The organism is Phenylobacterium sp. (genome assembly GCF_041913825.1).
Lineage (GTDB): Bacteria > Pseudomonadota > Alphaproteobacteria > Caulobacterales > Caulobacteraceae > Phenylobacterium.
This window is the reverse complement of record NZ_JAYSEO010000027.1, coordinates 19,447-34,582: the sequence shown is the minus strand read 5'-3', so window position 1 is coordinate 34,582 and position 15,136 is coordinate 19,447. Positions and strand designations below refer to the sequence as shown.

General features: G+C 70.4%; 16 protein-coding genes and 1 tRNA gene. 12 read left to right on the top strand and 5 right to left on the bottom strand.

Annotated elements, in window-relative coordinates; genetic code table 11:
* Positions 1-26 precede the first annotated feature (26 nt).
* Positions 27-758, top strand: a complete 732-nt coding sequence (locus ACE3Q8_RS19130) for an ATP12 family chaperone protein (protein ID WP_374471934.1) — start codon at positions 27-29, stop codon at positions 756-758.
* A 12-nt stretch (positions 759-770) separates the two neighbouring features.
* Here ACE3Q8_RS19130 and ACE3Q8_RS19125 read toward each other — a convergent pair whose 3' ends face one another.
* On the bottom strand, positions 771-1,115 hold the full coding sequence (locus ACE3Q8_RS19125; RefSeq protein WP_374471932.1) for a UrcA family protein: 345 nt from the start codon (positions 1,113-1,115) through the stop codon (positions 771-773).
* A 187-nt stretch (positions 1,116-1,302) separates the two neighbouring features.
* Between ACE3Q8_RS19125 and ACE3Q8_RS19120 the strand changes: the two genes are divergently transcribed.
* From ACE3Q8_RS19120 to ACE3Q8_RS19110, 3 genes are all read left to right on the top strand, one after another.
* Positions 1,303-2,829, top strand: a complete 1,527-nt coding sequence (locus tag ACE3Q8_RS19120) for an acyl-CoA carboxylase subunit beta (RefSeq protein WP_374471931.1) — start codon at positions 1,303-1,305, stop codon at positions 2,827-2,829.
* Between the two features lie 127 nt (positions 2,830-2,956).
* A complete protein-coding gene (locus tag ACE3Q8_RS19115) occupies positions 2,957-4,366 on the top strand; it encodes a BON domain-containing protein (protein ID WP_374471929.1) in 1,410 nt (469 codons plus the stop codon).
* Between the two features lie 50 nt (positions 4,367-4,416).
* On the top strand, positions 4,417-4,821 hold the full coding sequence (locus ACE3Q8_RS19110) for a hypothetical protein (RefSeq protein ID WP_374471927.1): 405 nt from the start codon (positions 4,417-4,419) through the stop codon (positions 4,819-4,821).
* On the opposite strand, the gene ACE3Q8_RS19105 is transcribed toward ACE3Q8_RS19110, so the two are convergent.
* Complete coding sequence (locus tag ACE3Q8_RS19105) at positions 4,818-5,615, bottom strand: phytanoyl-CoA dioxygenase family protein (RefSeq protein WP_374471926.1); 798 nt, start codon at positions 5,613-5,615, stop codon at positions 4,818-4,820. The genes ACE3Q8_RS19110 and ACE3Q8_RS19105 overlap by 4 nt on opposite strands.
* Positions 5,616-5,687: 72 nt before the next feature.
* On the opposite strand from ACE3Q8_RS19105, the gene ACE3Q8_RS19100 reads away from it, so the two are divergent.
* Complete coding sequence (locus ACE3Q8_RS19100) at positions 5,688-6,506, top strand: aminoglycoside phosphotransferase family protein (RefSeq protein WP_374471924.1); 819 nt, start codon at positions 5,688-5,690, stop codon at positions 6,504-6,506.
* Between the two features lie 57 nt (positions 6,507-6,563).
* Entirely contained in the window at positions 6,564-7,046 is a 483-nt protein-coding gene (locus tag ACE3Q8_RS19095; RefSeq protein WP_374471923.1) for a hypothetical protein, read from the top strand.
* Here the strand turns inward: ACE3Q8_RS19095 and ACE3Q8_RS19090 are convergent.
* Positions 7,043-7,744: a hypothetical protein gene (locus ACE3Q8_RS19090; protein ID WP_374471921.1), complete on the bottom strand. Its 702-nt coding sequence runs from the start codon at positions 7,742-7,744 to the stop codon at positions 7,043-7,045. The two genes, ACE3Q8_RS19095 and ACE3Q8_RS19090, sit on opposite strands and share 4 nt — an antisense overlap.
* Positions 7,745-7,879: 135 nt before the next feature.
* Entirely contained in the window at positions 7,880-8,371 is a 492-nt protein-coding gene (gene msrB, locus ACE3Q8_RS19085; RefSeq protein WP_374471919.1) for a peptide-methionine (R)-S-oxide reductase MsrB, read from the bottom strand.
* Between the two features lie 56 nt (positions 8,372-8,427).
* Between msrB and ACE3Q8_RS19080 the strand changes: the two genes are divergently transcribed.
* Both ACE3Q8_RS19080 and ACE3Q8_RS19075 read left to right on the top strand, forming a co-directional pair.
* Positions 8,428-10,395 (top strand): acetyl-CoA carboxylase biotin carboxylase subunit, encoded by a 1,968-nt coding sequence (locus ACE3Q8_RS19080; protein WP_374472000.1) that lies wholly within the window; start codon positions 8,428-8,430, stop codon positions 10,393-10,395.
* A 24-nt stretch (positions 10,396-10,419) separates the two neighbouring features.
* A complete protein-coding gene (locus ACE3Q8_RS19075; RefSeq protein WP_374471918.1) occupies positions 10,420-10,824 on the top strand; it encodes a DUF805 domain-containing protein in 405 nt (134 codons plus the stop codon).
* A 13-nt stretch (positions 10,825-10,837) separates the two neighbouring features.
* On the opposite strand, the gene lipB is transcribed toward ACE3Q8_RS19075, so the two are convergent.
* Positions 10,838-11,563, bottom strand: coding sequence for a lipoyl(octanoyl) transferase LipB (gene lipB / locus ACE3Q8_RS19070; RefSeq protein ID WP_374471917.1), 726 nt, complete (start codon positions 11,561-11,563; stop codon positions 10,838-10,840).
* 44 nt (positions 11,564-11,607) lie between these two features.
* On the opposite strand from lipB, the gene ACE3Q8_RS19065 reads away from it, so the two are divergent.
* From ACE3Q8_RS19065 to ACE3Q8_RS19050, 4 genes are all read left to right on the top strand, one after another.
* Positions 11,608-11,901, top strand: a complete 294-nt coding sequence (locus ACE3Q8_RS19065) for a FliM/FliN family flagellar motor switch protein (RefSeq protein ID WP_374471998.1) — start codon at positions 11,608-11,610, stop codon at positions 11,899-11,901.
* A gap of 60 nt (positions 11,902-11,961) precedes the next feature.
* Positions 11,962-12,046: transfer RNA gene (locus ACE3Q8_RS19060), tRNA-Leu, on the top strand.
* Between the two features lie 156 nt (positions 12,047-12,202).
* Positions 12,203-13,624 (top strand): magnesium transporter, encoded by a 1,422-nt coding sequence (gene mgtE / locus ACE3Q8_RS19055; protein ID WP_374471915.1) that lies wholly within the window; start codon positions 12,203-12,205, stop codon positions 13,622-13,624.
* A gap of 87 nt (positions 13,625-13,711) precedes the next feature.
* On the top strand, positions 13,712-15,100 hold the full coding sequence (locus tag ACE3Q8_RS19050) for a lysozyme (protein WP_374471913.1): 1,389 nt from the start codon (positions 13,712-13,714) through the stop codon (positions 15,098-15,100).
* Positions 15,101-15,136 lie beyond the last annotated feature (36 nt).

The following is a 15,136-nucleotide window of genomic DNA, read 5'->3' as shown; positions in this document are numbered from 1 at the left end:
GCGGCCGCCGTCCCCATTCAGGCCGGATGCAAAAAGGATTTCACGAGCCGGGCGAGAAGCCACGGCGCTTCTACAAGACCGTGGAGGTCGTGGAGGCCGACGGCGGGTTCGGCGTCGTGCTGGACGCGCGCGCCGTCCGCACGCCGAAAGGTGGGCGTCTGGTCCTGCCCACCCGCGCCGCGGCCGACCAGGTGGCCGGGGAATGGGCCGGGCAGGGCGAGCACATCGAGCTCGCCGCCATGCACGCCACGCGCCTTGCCAACACCGCCATCGAGTCGATCCCGCAGGCCCGCGAGGCCACTGCGGACCAGGTGGCGAGTTTCGCCGGCACCGACGTGCTCTGCTACTTCGCCGAGCAACCTGCGAGCCTCGTGCAGCGGCAGCAGGAGCGCTGGGGGCCCGTCCTGGCTCGCGCCGAGCAGGAGCTCGGCCTGAGCTTCGTCCGGGCCGCCGGCATCGTCCACCAGAGCCAGCCAGCGGCGACGCTCGCCGAGGTGAAGGCGCTGGCGCTGGCGCTGGACGACTTCGGCCTGGCGGGGCTGGCCTTCGGGACCTCGCTGTTCGGCTCGGCCGTCCTAGCCCTCGGCCTGCAGCGTGGCTGGCTGTCCGGCGAGGAGGCCTTCGAACTGTCCCGCGTCGATGAGAGCTGGCAAGAGGAGAAGTGGGGCGTCGACGCCGAGGCCGCGGAGCGGACCGAGCGTCTGCGCGGCGAGGCGCAGGTGCTCGAGCGCTGGTTCCGCAACCTCGGCGCCGCCTAGGCGCTCAGCGCGTCAGCGCGCCGCGAGGTGGGTCCGCTGCCGTTGCTCGGCCGAGGCGATCGCGCGGCGAACCTGCTTTGAGGCGTCGTCGATTGCGCGCATCCGGCAACCGCGCTGGGTGAGACGGTCCTGAAGCGGCATGACGCCGTATTCCTGGCACACAGCGACGACGGCGGCGTTGACCCGGCCCTGCAGGGCGGCGACGCCGGCCGACTGGGTGAGGTCGAGATCGGCGTAGCTCACGCGCTTGGTCATGGCCTCGATCTCGGCGGCGGATGTCGCAGCGGCGCCGGCGAAGGTGGCGATTGCGGCGACGGTCGCGAGCGTCAGGCCCTTGCTGATTTCGTTCCTGAACATCTCGATAGCTCCTTGGTTTGAGCCCCCCGATGACAGGATGCGCCGGTCGGCTGCGCCGGGGCGTGACCGCCGGCACGCTGCGGCCGGCGCGGCGTGGGCCGGGCGCTCCAAGCCTCTGACGTGGCGTGAGCTTGCCTAGCCCGGCGCAGCCCTCTACGCCTCTGCGGGCCTAGGGAGAGGACCCGCGTTGAAGGACATCCTGGAAGAGCTCGAACGGAAGCGCGCCAACGCCCGCATGGGCGGTGGCGAGAAGCGGATCGCCAGCCAGCACGCCAAGGGCAAGCTCACCGCCCGCGAACGCATCGACCTGCTGCTGGACGAGGGCTCGTTCGAGGAGTTCGACATGTTCGTCGAGCACCGGGCGGTCGACTTCGGCATGGCTGAGCAGAAGATCCCCGGCGACGGCGTGGTCACCGGCTGGGGGCGGATCAACGGCCGCACCGTGTTCGTGTTCTCGAAGGACTTCACGGTCTTCGGCGGCTCGCTGTCGGGCGCCCACGCGCAGAAGATCCTGAAGGTCCAGCGCCAGGCGCTGAAGATGGGCGCCCCGATCATCGGCCTGTTCGACGCCGGCGGCGCGCGCATCCAGGAGGGCGTCGAGAGCCTGGCGGGCTACGCCGACATCTTCCTTGAGAACACCCTGGCCAGCGGCGTCATCCCGCAGATCAGCGTCATCATGGGCCCGTGCGCCGGCGGCGACGTCTATTCGCCGGCGATCACCGACTTCATCTTCATGGTGAAGGACACGAGCTACATGTACGTAACCGGCCCCGACGTGGTGAAGACCGTCACCCACGAAGACGTCACCCACGAGGACCTCGGCGGCTATCGCATCCACGCCATGAAGTCGGGCGTGGTGGACGGGGCCTTCGACAACGACCTGGAGGCGCTCACCCAGGTCCGCCGGCTGGTGGACTTCCTGCCGAGCTGCAACCGCGAGAAGCCGCCGGTGCGGCAGAGCTTCGACGACCCGCACCGCGAGGAGATGAGCCTGGACACCCTGGTGCCGGCCAATCCCAACAAGCCTTACGACATGAAGGAGCTGATCCTGAAGGTCGTGGACGAGGCCGACTTCTTCGAGGTGTCGCCCGACTTCGCCAAGAACATCATCTGCGGCTTCGCCCGGATGGACGGCCAGCCGGTGGGGATCGTCGCCAACCAGCCGCAGGTGCTGGCCGGCGTGCTGGACATCGACGCCAGCCGCAAGGCGGCGCGCTTCGTGCGCTTCTGCGACGCCTTCGAGATCCCGATCGTCACCTTCGTGGACGTGCCGGGCTTCATGCCGGGCACCAAGCAGGAGCAGGGCGGCCTGATCCGCCACGGCGCCAAGCTGCTGTTCGCCTACGCCGAAGCCACCGTGCCCAAGATTACCCTGATCACCCGCAAGGCCTACGGCGGGGCCTACGACGTGATGAGCTCCAAGCACATCCGGGGGGACGTGAACTACGCCTGGCCGACCGCCGAGATCGCGGTGATGGGCTCCAAGGGCGCGGTGGAGATCATCTTCCGGAACCAGACGCCGGAGCAGCTCGCGGAGCGGGAGGCCGAGTACAAGGCCCGCTTCGCCAATCCGTTCGTGGCGGCGTCGCGCGGCTACATCGACGACGTGATCATGCCGCACGGCACCCGCCGGCGGATCGTCAACGCGCTGAAGAACCTCCGCGGCAAGCAGCTCTCCAATCCCTGGAAGAAGCACGACAACATCCCGCTCTAGGCCTCCGGCAAGTCCTCCTCACGAAGCCGAGAGCGCGGCGTCCTTGGTCGGAACGTCCATCGCCGACCCGTGTTGTGCCCACAGGGCCGCTTGCGCCCTGAGAGCCTGAAACACGGAGGACTGCCCCATGGCCGACAGATGGATGGACGAGCGCGACCGTCAGATGCGGGACCGCGACTGGCGCCGGTCGGAGAGCTACGGACGGGGCGGCGACTACGGACGCGACGACGACCAGCGCGGCGGCCGCGAGGACTACCGCGGCGGCTACGACTTCGACTACCGCAGCCGCGGCGAGGGGCGCAGCTTCGGCGCCGGCGACGACGAGTTCGGCGCCCGCTTCGAGGGGCCTGACCGCGACCGGGTGTTCGGCGAGCGCGAGACCGGCGAGAACTACACCCGCGGCACGGGCATGAGCTCCGGCGGCGGGACCTACGGCGGCGGCGACAGCTACGGCCGTGGCGCGGGCGGCGGCCGCTCCAGCGGCTACCAGGGCCGGAGCATGGGCGGCGGCGGTGGCGGGCGCGGCGGCGACTGGCAGGACCGCGACTATCAGGGGACCAGCCCCGCCTTCCGCACCCAGGACCAGGGCGCCGTGCACGGCCGCGACTGGCAAGGCCGCGACTACGGCGGGCCGAGCCCGGCGTTCCGAAACGAGGATTACACCCGCGGCGGCCAGGACTATTCCTCGGGCGGGCGCTACTACGGCGACGACGACCGCCAGCCGATCTACCGCGAGGAGTACGGCATGGGCGGCCGCGAGTACGGCAAAGTGCCCGGCGGCTACGACGCCCGACGCGAAGGCTTCGGCGGCGGCCGTCAGTCCTACGGCGGCGGCTACGGCGCCGACAGCTACGGCCAAGCCTATGCCGACCGCGGCGACTACCGGCAGGGTAACATGCGCCCGGCCTACGGCGGCACGGCCTCCGGCGGCACGGGCGGATACGACTTCGAACGCGGCTACGGCGATGGCGGCCGCCAGGGCGACGACCGCGGCGGCGGCCGCGATCCCATGGACCGCGCGGGCGACTTCCTGAGCCGGGCCGGCCAGAAGATCTCCAACTGGTTCCGCGGCGACAGCCTGATGGAAGGCTCGCGCGGCGACGAGCCGCGCGGCTTCCGCGAGGACTACGGCCGCGACTGGCGCATGGAGGACCGTGGCCACCGTGGACGTGGGCCGAAGGGCTACAAGCGCTCCAACGAGCGGATCAGCGAGGAAGTCCACGAACGCCTCGCCGACGACAGTTGGCTCGACGCCTCGAACATCGACGTGAAGGTGGAGGGCGGCGAGGTGACGCTGTCCGGCACGGTGGAGAACCGTCAGGCCAAGCACCGCGCCGAGCGGCTGGTCGAGGACATCTCCGGCGTCGACCATGTGCAGAACAATCTGCGCGTGGCCTCGAACCCCGTCACCGGCTCGGGCTCGGGCTTCGGCGACAGCGCCACCGAGACCCTGATGAGCCGCGACGGCCCGGCGACCGGCGCCGGCAACACGGGCCAGGACTCCGCGTCCACCCGCACCACGACCCGCCGGACCTGAGGCGAACCGCGTCCCTTCTCCCCACGCGGGAGAAGGGACAGCCTCCCTCCATGCGCCGCCTGATTCCCCTGGCCGCTGCGCTGGCGCTCTCCGGCTGCGCCACGACGCCCGAATCCACGTGCCCGGCCGACTTCGGCTCGTTCTTCGCGCGGTTCAGCGAGGACGTGGCGTTCCAGCGCGAGTTCACCTCGCCCACGGTGGTGACCACCGACTACGATCCGGCCGGCACGCCGGAGACGACGGTCGCGCGGAAGCCGAAGACGGAGCTCAGCTATCCGGTCGTGCCGAACGGCCGCGAGCGCGCCGCCGAGCGCATGAGGATGAAGACCGAGGCCCAGGGCCAGCGGACCCGAGTGACGCTGAGCCTGCCCGACAGCGACGCCTTCATGGTCACCTATGAGTTCGAGCGGCGCGGCTGCTGGGCGCTCGTGCGGGTCGAGGACCAGTCGATCTAGTAGGCGAAGGCCCGGTAGCTCTCCTCGCGCGCCGCCGCCTCGGCCTTGGTCTCGAACACCGGATTGAACCGCAGCCAGCGCCGCGCCCGCTCGGGCATCGACACCAGCACCTCGGCCGGGACGCGGATGTTCACCTCGGGGCGGAACAGCCAGCGTCGCGAGTAGCCGATCACCACCATCGGGCGCGGGGTGGACGAGGGATTGGGGGTGCCGCGGTGGATGTGGCGCACGTCGCGGATCATCACGTCGCCGCGGTTCATGTAGCCCTTCACCAGCGGGATCTCGCCGGTCTCGACGGCGCGCATGCCGTCGGCCTTGGACATCATGTGGGTGCCAGGCGCGTACTCCATGGGCCCGGTCTCGTCGGTGACGTCGATCAGCGGGAAGTTGACGGCGAGCTGGTAGGGCGGCGTCTCGACGCCGCTCTCCGGGAACAGGAGCTGGGTGTCGCGGTGCAGGTCCTGGTACTCCGAGCCCAGGCAGGGTGTGTCGGTGGCGAGCTGGCACATGACGCCGTCGGCGCCCACCAGTTCCTCCACCACCGCCATGATGGCGTTGTTGTCGACGATCTGCGGGTCGGCCCAGAGGTCCTGGAAGGGGAGGGTGACGTAGTACCGGTTCGCGCCGCGGTTCGGGTCGTCGCCCTCACGGCGGATGGCGTCCTGCAGAAGCGGCTGGAAGGCGGCGTTCCACCGGTCGATGGTCTCGACCGGGATCAGGCCGCGAAGGATGGTGAGGCTGGTCTCGCGCACCTCGTCGGCGTGCGCGCGGGCCTGGGCGGATGTCAGCTTCATGGGGGTGTTTCCTCGGATTGGCCGCGAGGGTAACGCCGGGGAACCGGCCAAGCTTTGGGGGCGATTCGTCGCATGGAGGCGGAATCCACAGACATCGCGCCGTGGCTCGCCCGATGGGGCCTGGAGCTGGACGGCTGGCCGTTCCAGACCGTGTGGACGCGGAGTCTCCTGCAGCCGGTCCGCCGCGGCGCCGAGCCCTGCATGCTGAAGCTCGCCCTCTACCACGAGGAGGTGAAGGGGGCGGAGCTCATGGCCTGGTGGGCGGGGCAGGGGGCCGCGCCCGTGCTCGCGCAGGAGGGCCACGCCCTCCTGATGCTTCGCGCCTCGGCCGCCGAGGCGCTAAAGGACTGGGTGGCCGCCGGCCGGGACGACGCCGCCACCGAGGTGCTCTGCCGGGTCCTGGCCGAACTGCATCGCCCGCGCGCCGGCGCCCCGCCCCAGGGCCTGATCCGGCTGGAGGACTGGTTCCGGTCGGTGGAACGACAGGTGGCCCAGGACGAGGTCTTCGCCCGTGGGCGCCGACTGGCGCAGACGCTGCTGGCTGAGCCGAGGGACGTGCGGCTGCTGCACGGCGACATGCACCACGACAACGTGCTGCATTTCGGGCCCCGGGGCTGGCTCGCCATCGACCCCAAGGGGGTGATCGGCGAGCGGGCTTACGACTACGCGAACATCTTCCGAAATCCGGAGATGGCCACGCCGCTGTCGCCCGGCCGGCTCGAGCGGCAGTTGGCCCTGGTTTCCCGGCAGGCCAACCTGGATCCGCGCCGGCTGCTCCAGTGGGTCTGCGCCCACGCCGTGCTGTCCCTGGCCTGGTGTCTCGAGGACGGGCTCTACCCCGACCGGTCGATCGACTTCATCCGCCTGGCCTTCGCCCGCCTGGACGCCTGAGCGCCGGCTTGTGCTGGATCAAGGCGGAGCCAGCATGCTCCGCGGAGGCTCGGCACGATGGGCATGCTGTTTCACCAGCTCTGGATCGCAACGGCGATCGTCTCGGCGACGATCGTCATCCACCTCGTCGGCCTCGACGCGCTGCAGGCGCTCGTCCGCTGGCACCTGCGGCGGCTGGCCCGGTGGATCACGCTCGACCGGTTGTTGGTGCCGCTGGGCATCGTGCTCGGGCTGTTCGTCCTGCACGGTGTCGAGATCTGGCTCTACGCGCTGATCTACTGGCGCACCGGCATGCTCGGCACGCTTGAGCAGGCGCTCTACTTCTCGACCAGCGCCTATTCGACGGTCGGGGAGACGGGGGCCCTGCTGCCGGAAGCCTGGCGGATCGTGGGCGTCCTGGAGGCGATCAACGGGATGCTGCTGATCGGCTGGTCCACCGCCTTCCTGTTTCAGATCCTGCAGCACCTGATGTGGGACGACGCCGAGTCCCACAGCCTCCCGCGGGGCGCCATCGCCCGTCGCCGCCGGAAGGGCGACTAGAGCGGCGGCATGGCCGGCGGCAGGCCGGCGCGCGGCGCGACCGGGCCGCCGGCCGCGAAGGCGCCGCAGCGCAGCCAGTTCATGCTGCGCGTCCCGAACACCTCGACGCAGGCGCCGACCTCGTCGGGTGCGACGCGACCTTGGCGCGCCAGCCAGGTGCATTGTGCGACCGCGCCGATCAGGTAGCTCGCCACCGGCGTGGCGGCGAGGGCTCGGTCTGGGATCCGGCTCTCGCCGGTGGTGGTGTCGGTGAAGGCGTTGGTGAAGAAGAACGGCGTGACGGAGATGGTGTGGGCCAGCTCGTGTGCCGCCACGTTGACCGCACAGGACCGCTCCACCTGATCGTCCGAGGCGTACTGGTCGAGGTGGGCCCGACCGAGGCTCATGCCGGCATAGACCCCGGTCTCGATGTAGCCGCCGGCGCTGGCGTGTTCGCGCCGCGGGTCACGGGCGTCGGCGCCGCCGACCAGCTCGACATCCAGCGGGGCGTAGCGCGAGCCCCAGGTCTCGTTCGCGGTCCAGGCGGCCACCCGGGCGAGGGGGACCTCACCTGTGCGGCGGTTGGCGTAGACCTCGGGATAGCGCCGCTCCAGCGTGAGCAGGTTGCGCTGGAAGTCGTCCGAACGGAGCACAGCATAGGCGTCGCGCAGGAGGGCCGCGGCCTGCGCCTGCTCGGCCCGCGAGGCGGCGCCCGTCACCCCGCGAAACGGCAGGTCCCGGGGCGAGGGGACGGCGAGCTGCTTCCAGGCGAGCCAGGCGACGGCCAGCAGGCAGGCGCCCAGCGCCCACAGGCTGGAGACGGCGAGCGGGCGGGGAACCGGCTCGGACAGGCGCTACTCGGCCGCCTGGAGATGGGCGTTGTCGCCGCGGCCGAGCGGGTCGCGCAGCGGGTGGCCATCCGGCACGAACTCCAGCGACACCGAATTGATGCAGTAGCGCAGGCGGGTCGGCGGCGGTCCGTCGGGGAAGACGTGGCCCTGGTGGCTGTCGCAGCGCGCGCAGCGGGTCTCGATCCGGATCATGCCGTACGAGGTGTCGCGCACCGCCTTAACGTGCGCCTCGTCGAACGGCGCCCAGAACGAGGGCCAGCCCGTGCCGCTCTCGAACTTGGTCTTGTGCCGGAATAGCGGCAGGGCGCAGAGGCGGCAGCAGTAGACGCCGTCGTCCTTCTGATCGAGCAGCCCGCCGCAGAACGGCGCCTCGGTGCCGTGGTGGAGGAGGACGTCCGCCTCCTCCTGGGAGAGGCCCGCCTCCAGCCGCTTGCGTTCCTCAGGGTTAGGCGACGAGAGATCGAAACCGGAAGGGGAGACCGCTGGCGTGCTCATGGACGCCAATCTAAGGTCCGCCCGTCGCCGCTTAAAGGGCTCCCGTGAAGACCGGAATGTTCTCCAAGATCCTGATCGCCAATCGCGGCGAGATCGCCGTCCGCATCATTAAGACCTGCCGCCGCATGGGGATCGCCACCGTGGTGGTCTATTCCGAGGCCGACGCCGACTCGATGGCGGTGGAAATGGCCGACGAGGCCGTGTTCATCGGCGGCGCGCCGGCGTCCGAGAGCTACCTGGTGGCCGACAAGATCGTAGACGCGGTCCGGCAGACGGGGGCGCAGGCGGTGCACCCGGGCTTCGGTTTCCTGTCCGAGAACGCCGGCTTCGCGCGCCGACTGGCCGCGGAGGGGATCGTCTTCATCGGGCCCAATCCCAAGGCCATCGAGGCCATGGGCGACAAGATCGAATCGAAGAAGTTCGCCGCGAAGGCCGGCGTCTCCACCGTGCCCGGCCACGTGGGCGAGATCGACGACACCGACCACGCCATCCGCATCGCCGAGGAGATCGGCTATCCGGTAATGATCAAGGCGTCGGCCGGCGGCGGGGGCAAGGGCATCCGGGTCGCCTGGAACCGCAAGGACGTGGAGGAGGGCTTTCCGGCGGTGCGCGCCGAGGCCAAGGCCTCGTTCGGCGACGACCGCATCTTCATCGAGAAGTTCATCGAGAGTCCCCGGCACGTGGAGATCCAGGTGCTGGGCGACAAGCACGGCAACGTGGTCCACGTGTTCGAGCGCGAGTGCTCGATCCAGCGCCGCAACCAGAAGGTCATCGAGGAGGCGCCGAGCCCGCTCCTCGACGAGAAGACCCGCAAGGCCATGGGCGAGCAGGCCGTCGCCCTGGCCAAGGCCGTCGGCTACGACTCGGCGGGCACGGTGGAGTTCGTCGCCGGCCAGGACCGGTCGTTCTTCTTCCTCGAGATGAACACCCGCCTGCAGGTGGAGCACCCGGTCACCGAGCTGATCACCGGGATCGACCTGGTGGAGCAGATGATCCGCGTGGCGGCCGGCGAGCCCCTGCCGTTCGCGCAGAAGGACCTGAAGATCAACGGCTGGGCCATTGAGAGCCGAATCTACGCCGAGGACCCGTACCGCGGCTTCCTGCCGTCCATCGGCCGGCTGGTGCGCTACGACCCGCCGGGCGAGGGGAAGGGGGCGGAGGCGGTGGTCCGCAACGACGCCGGCGTTCGCGAGGGTGACGAGATCTCGATGTTCTACGACCCGATGATCTCCAAGCTCTCCACCTGGGCGCCCACCCGGGAAGCGGCCATCGCGGCCATGGGCCGGGCGCTTGAGGACTTCCACATCGAGGGGCTGGGCCACAACGTGCCCTTCCTGGCCGCGGTCATGGACCAGGAGCGCTTCCGGTCGGGCAAGCTCTCCACCAGCTACATCAAGGACGAGTTCCCCGACGGCTTCCACGGCACGCCGCCCACCGACTTCCAGCGGGACGTGATGGTCGCCGTCGCCTGCGCCATGCACCGCACCTATCTCAGCCGCGGCGCGCCCGAGCTGATCCGCTCGGAGTGGATCGTGGCCGAGAACGGGACCAAGCGGACGGTGCGGGCCGGCGATGGGACGATCGAGTTTCTCGACGAGGGCCGGACCCTGCGGCTCGGCGAGGTGCGGTGGCGCCCCGGCCAGCCGACGTTCCGCGGCGTGCTCGACGGCGTGCTGTTCACGGCGCAGGTGCGGCCCGCCGCCGAAGGCTATGTGATCCGCCACCGCGCCGCCCAGGCCCAGGTCCTGGTGCTGACTCCGCGCTCGGCGGAGCTACACGAGAAGCTGCCGCCGAAGAAGGCGGCCGACACCTCGAAGATGGTGCTCTCGCCCATGCCCGGCCTGGTGGTCAGCGTCGACGTCGCCCCCGGGCAGGAGGTGAAGACCGGCGAGGTGGTCGTGGTGCTCGAGGCCATGAAGATGCAGAACATCATCCGGGCCGAGGTGGACGGCGTGGTGAAGGCGGTGAACACCAGGTCCGGCGACAGCGTCGCCGCCGACGAGGTCCTGGTGGAGTTCGCTTAAGCGAGCTGCGCTATAAGGGCTCGCATGAACGGGCAGATCGCCTGGAGCGAGCTCTTCTTCTCCGCCGCCGGACGCGCGCCGCGCGCGCCATCCTGGCTCGCCGCGCTCGCCCTGCTGGGCGCTGCGGCCCTCTACGAGGCCCTGGTGGGCGCGACGCTGCACTGGCTGACCGGCTGGTTCGTCTACCCCGCGCTCGTCTACTGCGGCGCCTGCGTGCTCTCGAAGCGTCTTCACGACCGCGGCCGCTCCGGATGGTGGGCGGCGCTGATTCTCGCGGCCGTGGTCGCGGTCTGGCCGCACCCGGTGGGCTTCCTCGACTTCGTCTTCTTCCTGGTGCTCGTCTGGGCGGGCGTCGAGCTCGGCGTCATGCCGGGCGAGCTGGGGACGAATCGCTACGGGCCGAACCCGCTGCGGACGGCGTTGGCCTGAGCCGAGCCCGCCTCTAGAGCGGCGGCGGCGCGTCGGCGACCTCGCCGAACACGCGGCGGAAGCTCGCCTTCAGGGCCGCGTCGGCCTCGTCCATGGTTACCGGCAGCCCCAGGTCCACGAGGCTGGTCACCCCGTGCTCAGTAACCCCGCAGGGCACGATGCCGGAGAAGTGCGAGAGATCCGGCTCCACGTTGAGCGCGACGCCGTGGAAGCTGACCCATTTCCTGAGCTTCACGCCGATGGCGGCGATCTTTTCCTCCCGCGAAGGCGCGCCGGGGGCCTTGCGCTCCACCCAGACGCCCACGCGGTGCTCGCGCATCTCGCCCTTCACGTTGAACGCGTCGAGCGCCCCGATCACCCAGGCCTCGAGGGCGGCCACGAAGGCCCGCACGTCGCGCCGGCGCTTCGTCAGGTCGAGCATGACATAGGCCACCCTCTGGCCCGGGCCGTGATAGGTGAACTGCCCGCCGCGGCCGGACCTGAACACGGGGAAGCGATTCGCATCGAGCAGGTCGCCGGCCTTGGCCGAGATGCCCGCGGTGTAGAGCGGCGGATGCTCCAGCAGCCAGACGAGCTCGCCCGCGCGGCCTTCCGCTATCGCTTCGGCGCGCGCCTCCATGGCCGCCACCGCCTCGGGGTAGGGCACGTATCCCGCCGAAACGGCCCAGCCCGCCGGAGCGGCGTCTTCGCGGCCGAAAAGCACGGCGTTCGGTTCGGGGTTTAACACGTGGTCAAGCATGTTGAACGAATGTGGGCGTCCGGGCGGCGGAGTGGAAGCCGTCCATCGAGTCGGGTTTTCGCTGTCGTCGAGGGCGTGGGTTCGTGAGCCAGGTCAAGGCGGTCAATGTCGATATCCAGGTGGTGCTGGGGCGCGCGCAGCTCCCCATGCAGCAGCTCCTGCGCATGGGCCGCGGTGCGGTGATTCCCCTGGACGCGACGGTGAACGAAGAGGTCTGGATCCTGGCCAACAACCACCCGGTGGCGCGCGGCGAGATCCAGATCAACGAAGACCGCATCTCCATCGCGGTGACCCGCGAGGCCAATGTCTACGACTTCATGGCGGGCGGCGGCCAATAGGGGCGAAAGCCGCCCTTCACAAACCCATCGGCGTTTGCTACCTGCCGCGCCTCACCACGAGCGGTCGTGGCGGAATTGGTAGACGCGCAGCGTTGAGGTCGCTGTGGGGCAACCCGTGGAAGTTCGAGTCTTCTCGACCGCACCATCCTGCTTCGCCCGCCGGGCTGCGCAGGATTAGTGGAGGCGCTTCGCGTCGAAGCGGGAGCCCTGCGAAGCAGGGCTTCTCGACGGCGCCAGTGAATCAGGATCATTCGATCGGCTAAGCCAGAGTCCGTCCATCACGTCGCGCAGGGAGGTCCGCATGGTACGCGATGACGATCCCGAGCGGATGGACAAGGCGAACGAGGCCGAGGAAGACCTGGAAGACCTCGCGCTCGGCGAGGACTACGCCTTCAATCCCGAATTCGTCCGGATGGTGGCCGACGCGCTGGACCGCGGCGATTCGGAGCGCCTGCGCGAGCTGCTGGGCGCCCTGCGCGCCGAGGACATCGCCGACCTGATGGGCTTCCTCTCCGCGGACGATCGCGAGGAGCTCCTCCCGCACCTCGATCCCGAGGTGCTGGGCGACGTCATCAACGAGCTCGACACCGAGATCCGCGAGGAGATCCTCGAGCACGTCTCGCCGGCCACGCTCGCCAAGGCGCTCGGCGAGATGGATTCCGACGACGCCGCCGACGTGGTCGACGACCTCGAGGAGGACATGCGCGCGCAGGTGCTCGCCGCCATGCCCGAGGTGGAGCGGGCGGCCATCGAGACCTCGCTCGCCTATGAGGACGAGACCGCCGGCCGGCTGATGCAGCGCGAGGTGGTGGCGGCGCCGCAGTTCTGGACGGTCGGCCAGGCCATCGACCACTTCCGACGGGAAGAGGACGATCTGCCCGAGCTGTTCTTCGACGTCTATGTGGTGGATCCGGCCTACAAGCCCGTGGGCGCCGTCCCGGTCAGCCACCTGCTGCGCGCCCGGCGCGAGACGCCGCTCGCGCAGATCATGGAGCAGGTGACCGAGATCGCGGTCGACATGGACCAGGAAGAGGTCGCCTACATCTTCGACAAGTACCACCTGATCTCGGCGCCGGTGGTCGAGGCGGGCGGGCGGCTCGTGGGCCAGATCACCGTCGACGACATCGTCGGCGTCATCCAGGAGGAGCGCGAGGAGGACATCCTCGCGCTCGCCGGCGTGTCCGACGCCGGCCGCGACGCCGGCGTGTTCGGTATCGTCCGCTCGCGCCTGCCATGGCTGCTGCTCAACACCGTGACGGCCGCGGCGGCGTCCAGCGTGATCCGCGGCTTCGAGGGCGAGATCGACAAGCTGGTGACCCTGGCCGTTCTGATGCCCATCGTGGCCTCGCTCGGCGGCAACGCCGCCACCCAGACCCTGGCGGTCGCCGTGCGCGCCCTGGCCAGCCGCGAGCTCTCCGCTGTCAACGCCGGCCGTACGGTCCTGCGAGAGATGCTGGTGGGCCTGATGAACGGCGCGGCGCTGGCGGTCCTCACCGGCGTCGTGATTTACCTGCTGTTCGGCCACGTGCTCCTGTCCGTGGCCTTCGGCATGGCGCTGGTCATCAACCTGTTCGTCGCCGCCCTGGGCGGCGCACTGATCCCGCTCGCCCTCGAACGAGCCGGCCGCGACCCGGCGGTCTCCTCGTCCGTGTTCGTCACCTTCCTCACGGATTTCACCGGCTTCTTCGCCTTCCTGGGCCTCGCCGCGCTCATCCTGTTGTAAACCCTTAGCGGGTTAAGCTGACGGTCCGGGCCTTGCTGGTCCCGGCGGGACGCCCCGGCGTCTGTGTCGAAATGGGTCAGTGAGGGTATGACGCCGCGCCACCAGGTCTCCCGGGCCGCGATCGAGCTGACCAAGCGGTTCGAGGGCTATCGCCGCAAGGCCGCCCAACTGCCCGACGGGCGGTGGACGATCGGCTACGGCCACACCCTGACGGCGCGCCAGGGCGCGGAGGTGTCGGAATCCGACGCCGAGGCTCTGCTGCTGTACGACCTGCTGACGGTCTCGAAGGCGGTCAACGAGCTCACCTTCACTCCGCTCACCCAGAACCAGTTCGACGCGCTCTGCGCCTTCGCCTTCAACATCGGCCTCCTGAACTTCCGCCGCAGCCGGGTGCTGAAGCTGGTCAACGAGGGCGCGCTGATCCAGGCCGCCTGCAGCATGGAGCTGTGGCGCAAGGCCGAGTTCGAGGGCGAGGTGATCGTCATCGACGCCCTGGTCCGCCGCCGCTCGGCCGAGAAGACCCTGTTCCTCACTCCGCCGAACGACGGCTGGGTGCCGGTCCCGTCCGCCATCCTGAAGCCCGACCTGGACGAGGCCGCCGAGGCCCTGGTCCCGGCCGAGCCGCCGGCGCCGGTGGTGACCTCGCTCGACGGCGAGGCGGTGCGGGTGCTGCGCGCGGACGAGGCCGCGCCGCCGCCGGTTCCGCCAGAGACCCACGAAAGCCCCGTCACCGCCGCAGCCGAGGCGGTCACCGCCCGGCTCGCCACCGTGTTCAAGGACGAGACGGCAGAGCTTGCTCCGCCCTCCGAGGCGCGGCTGGAGACCCTGCCGGAATCCGAGCCGGCGATCGCACCCGCGCCAGAGCCCGCGATCGCGGAGCCTGCGCCCGAGGAGGCGCGGCCGCAGGCCGACTTCGCCCCGCCGATCAGCGTCGAGGCGCTGCACGACCAGGCGCCCGCGGCCGCGCCTCTGGCCGCGCCCGCCGCAGAGGCCTTCGAGCTTGCTCCGCCGCCGGAGGACGCCCCGGCGGCCCCGGACGCGGCCGAGCCGGAATCGACGCCAGCAACCGCGGCCGACGCCCAACCGGGGGCCGACCTGTTCGCGCCGCCCATGCCGGCCAACGACGAGGCGGCCGACGCTCCGGCCGAGCCCGCGCGCGAGGGCGAGCGGGTGGTCATCGACGATCTGGCCCCATTCGATTTCGCGCCCACTCCGGTCCAGCCGCTCCGCAAGCCGAAGGAGGGCTACCTCTCCCTCGTCAGCCTGGCGGTGCTCGGCTTGGCATTCTTCGCCGGCGGCCTCTTCTGGGCCGTCAACGCCCAGGCGGCCGGCGGTGAGCCGGCCTGGATGACGCCGAAGGTCGTGGGCGCGCTCGCCTGCGTCGCCGGCGTGGGCTTCTTCTCCATCGCGCTGTTCCTGCTGCTCCAGCGGCTCGGCCAGGCGGCCGAGCGGGGCGACCCCGAGCCGCGCGGCTAGGGCGCCTGCCGTCTCGCGGGCTTCGGCGGCGCATGC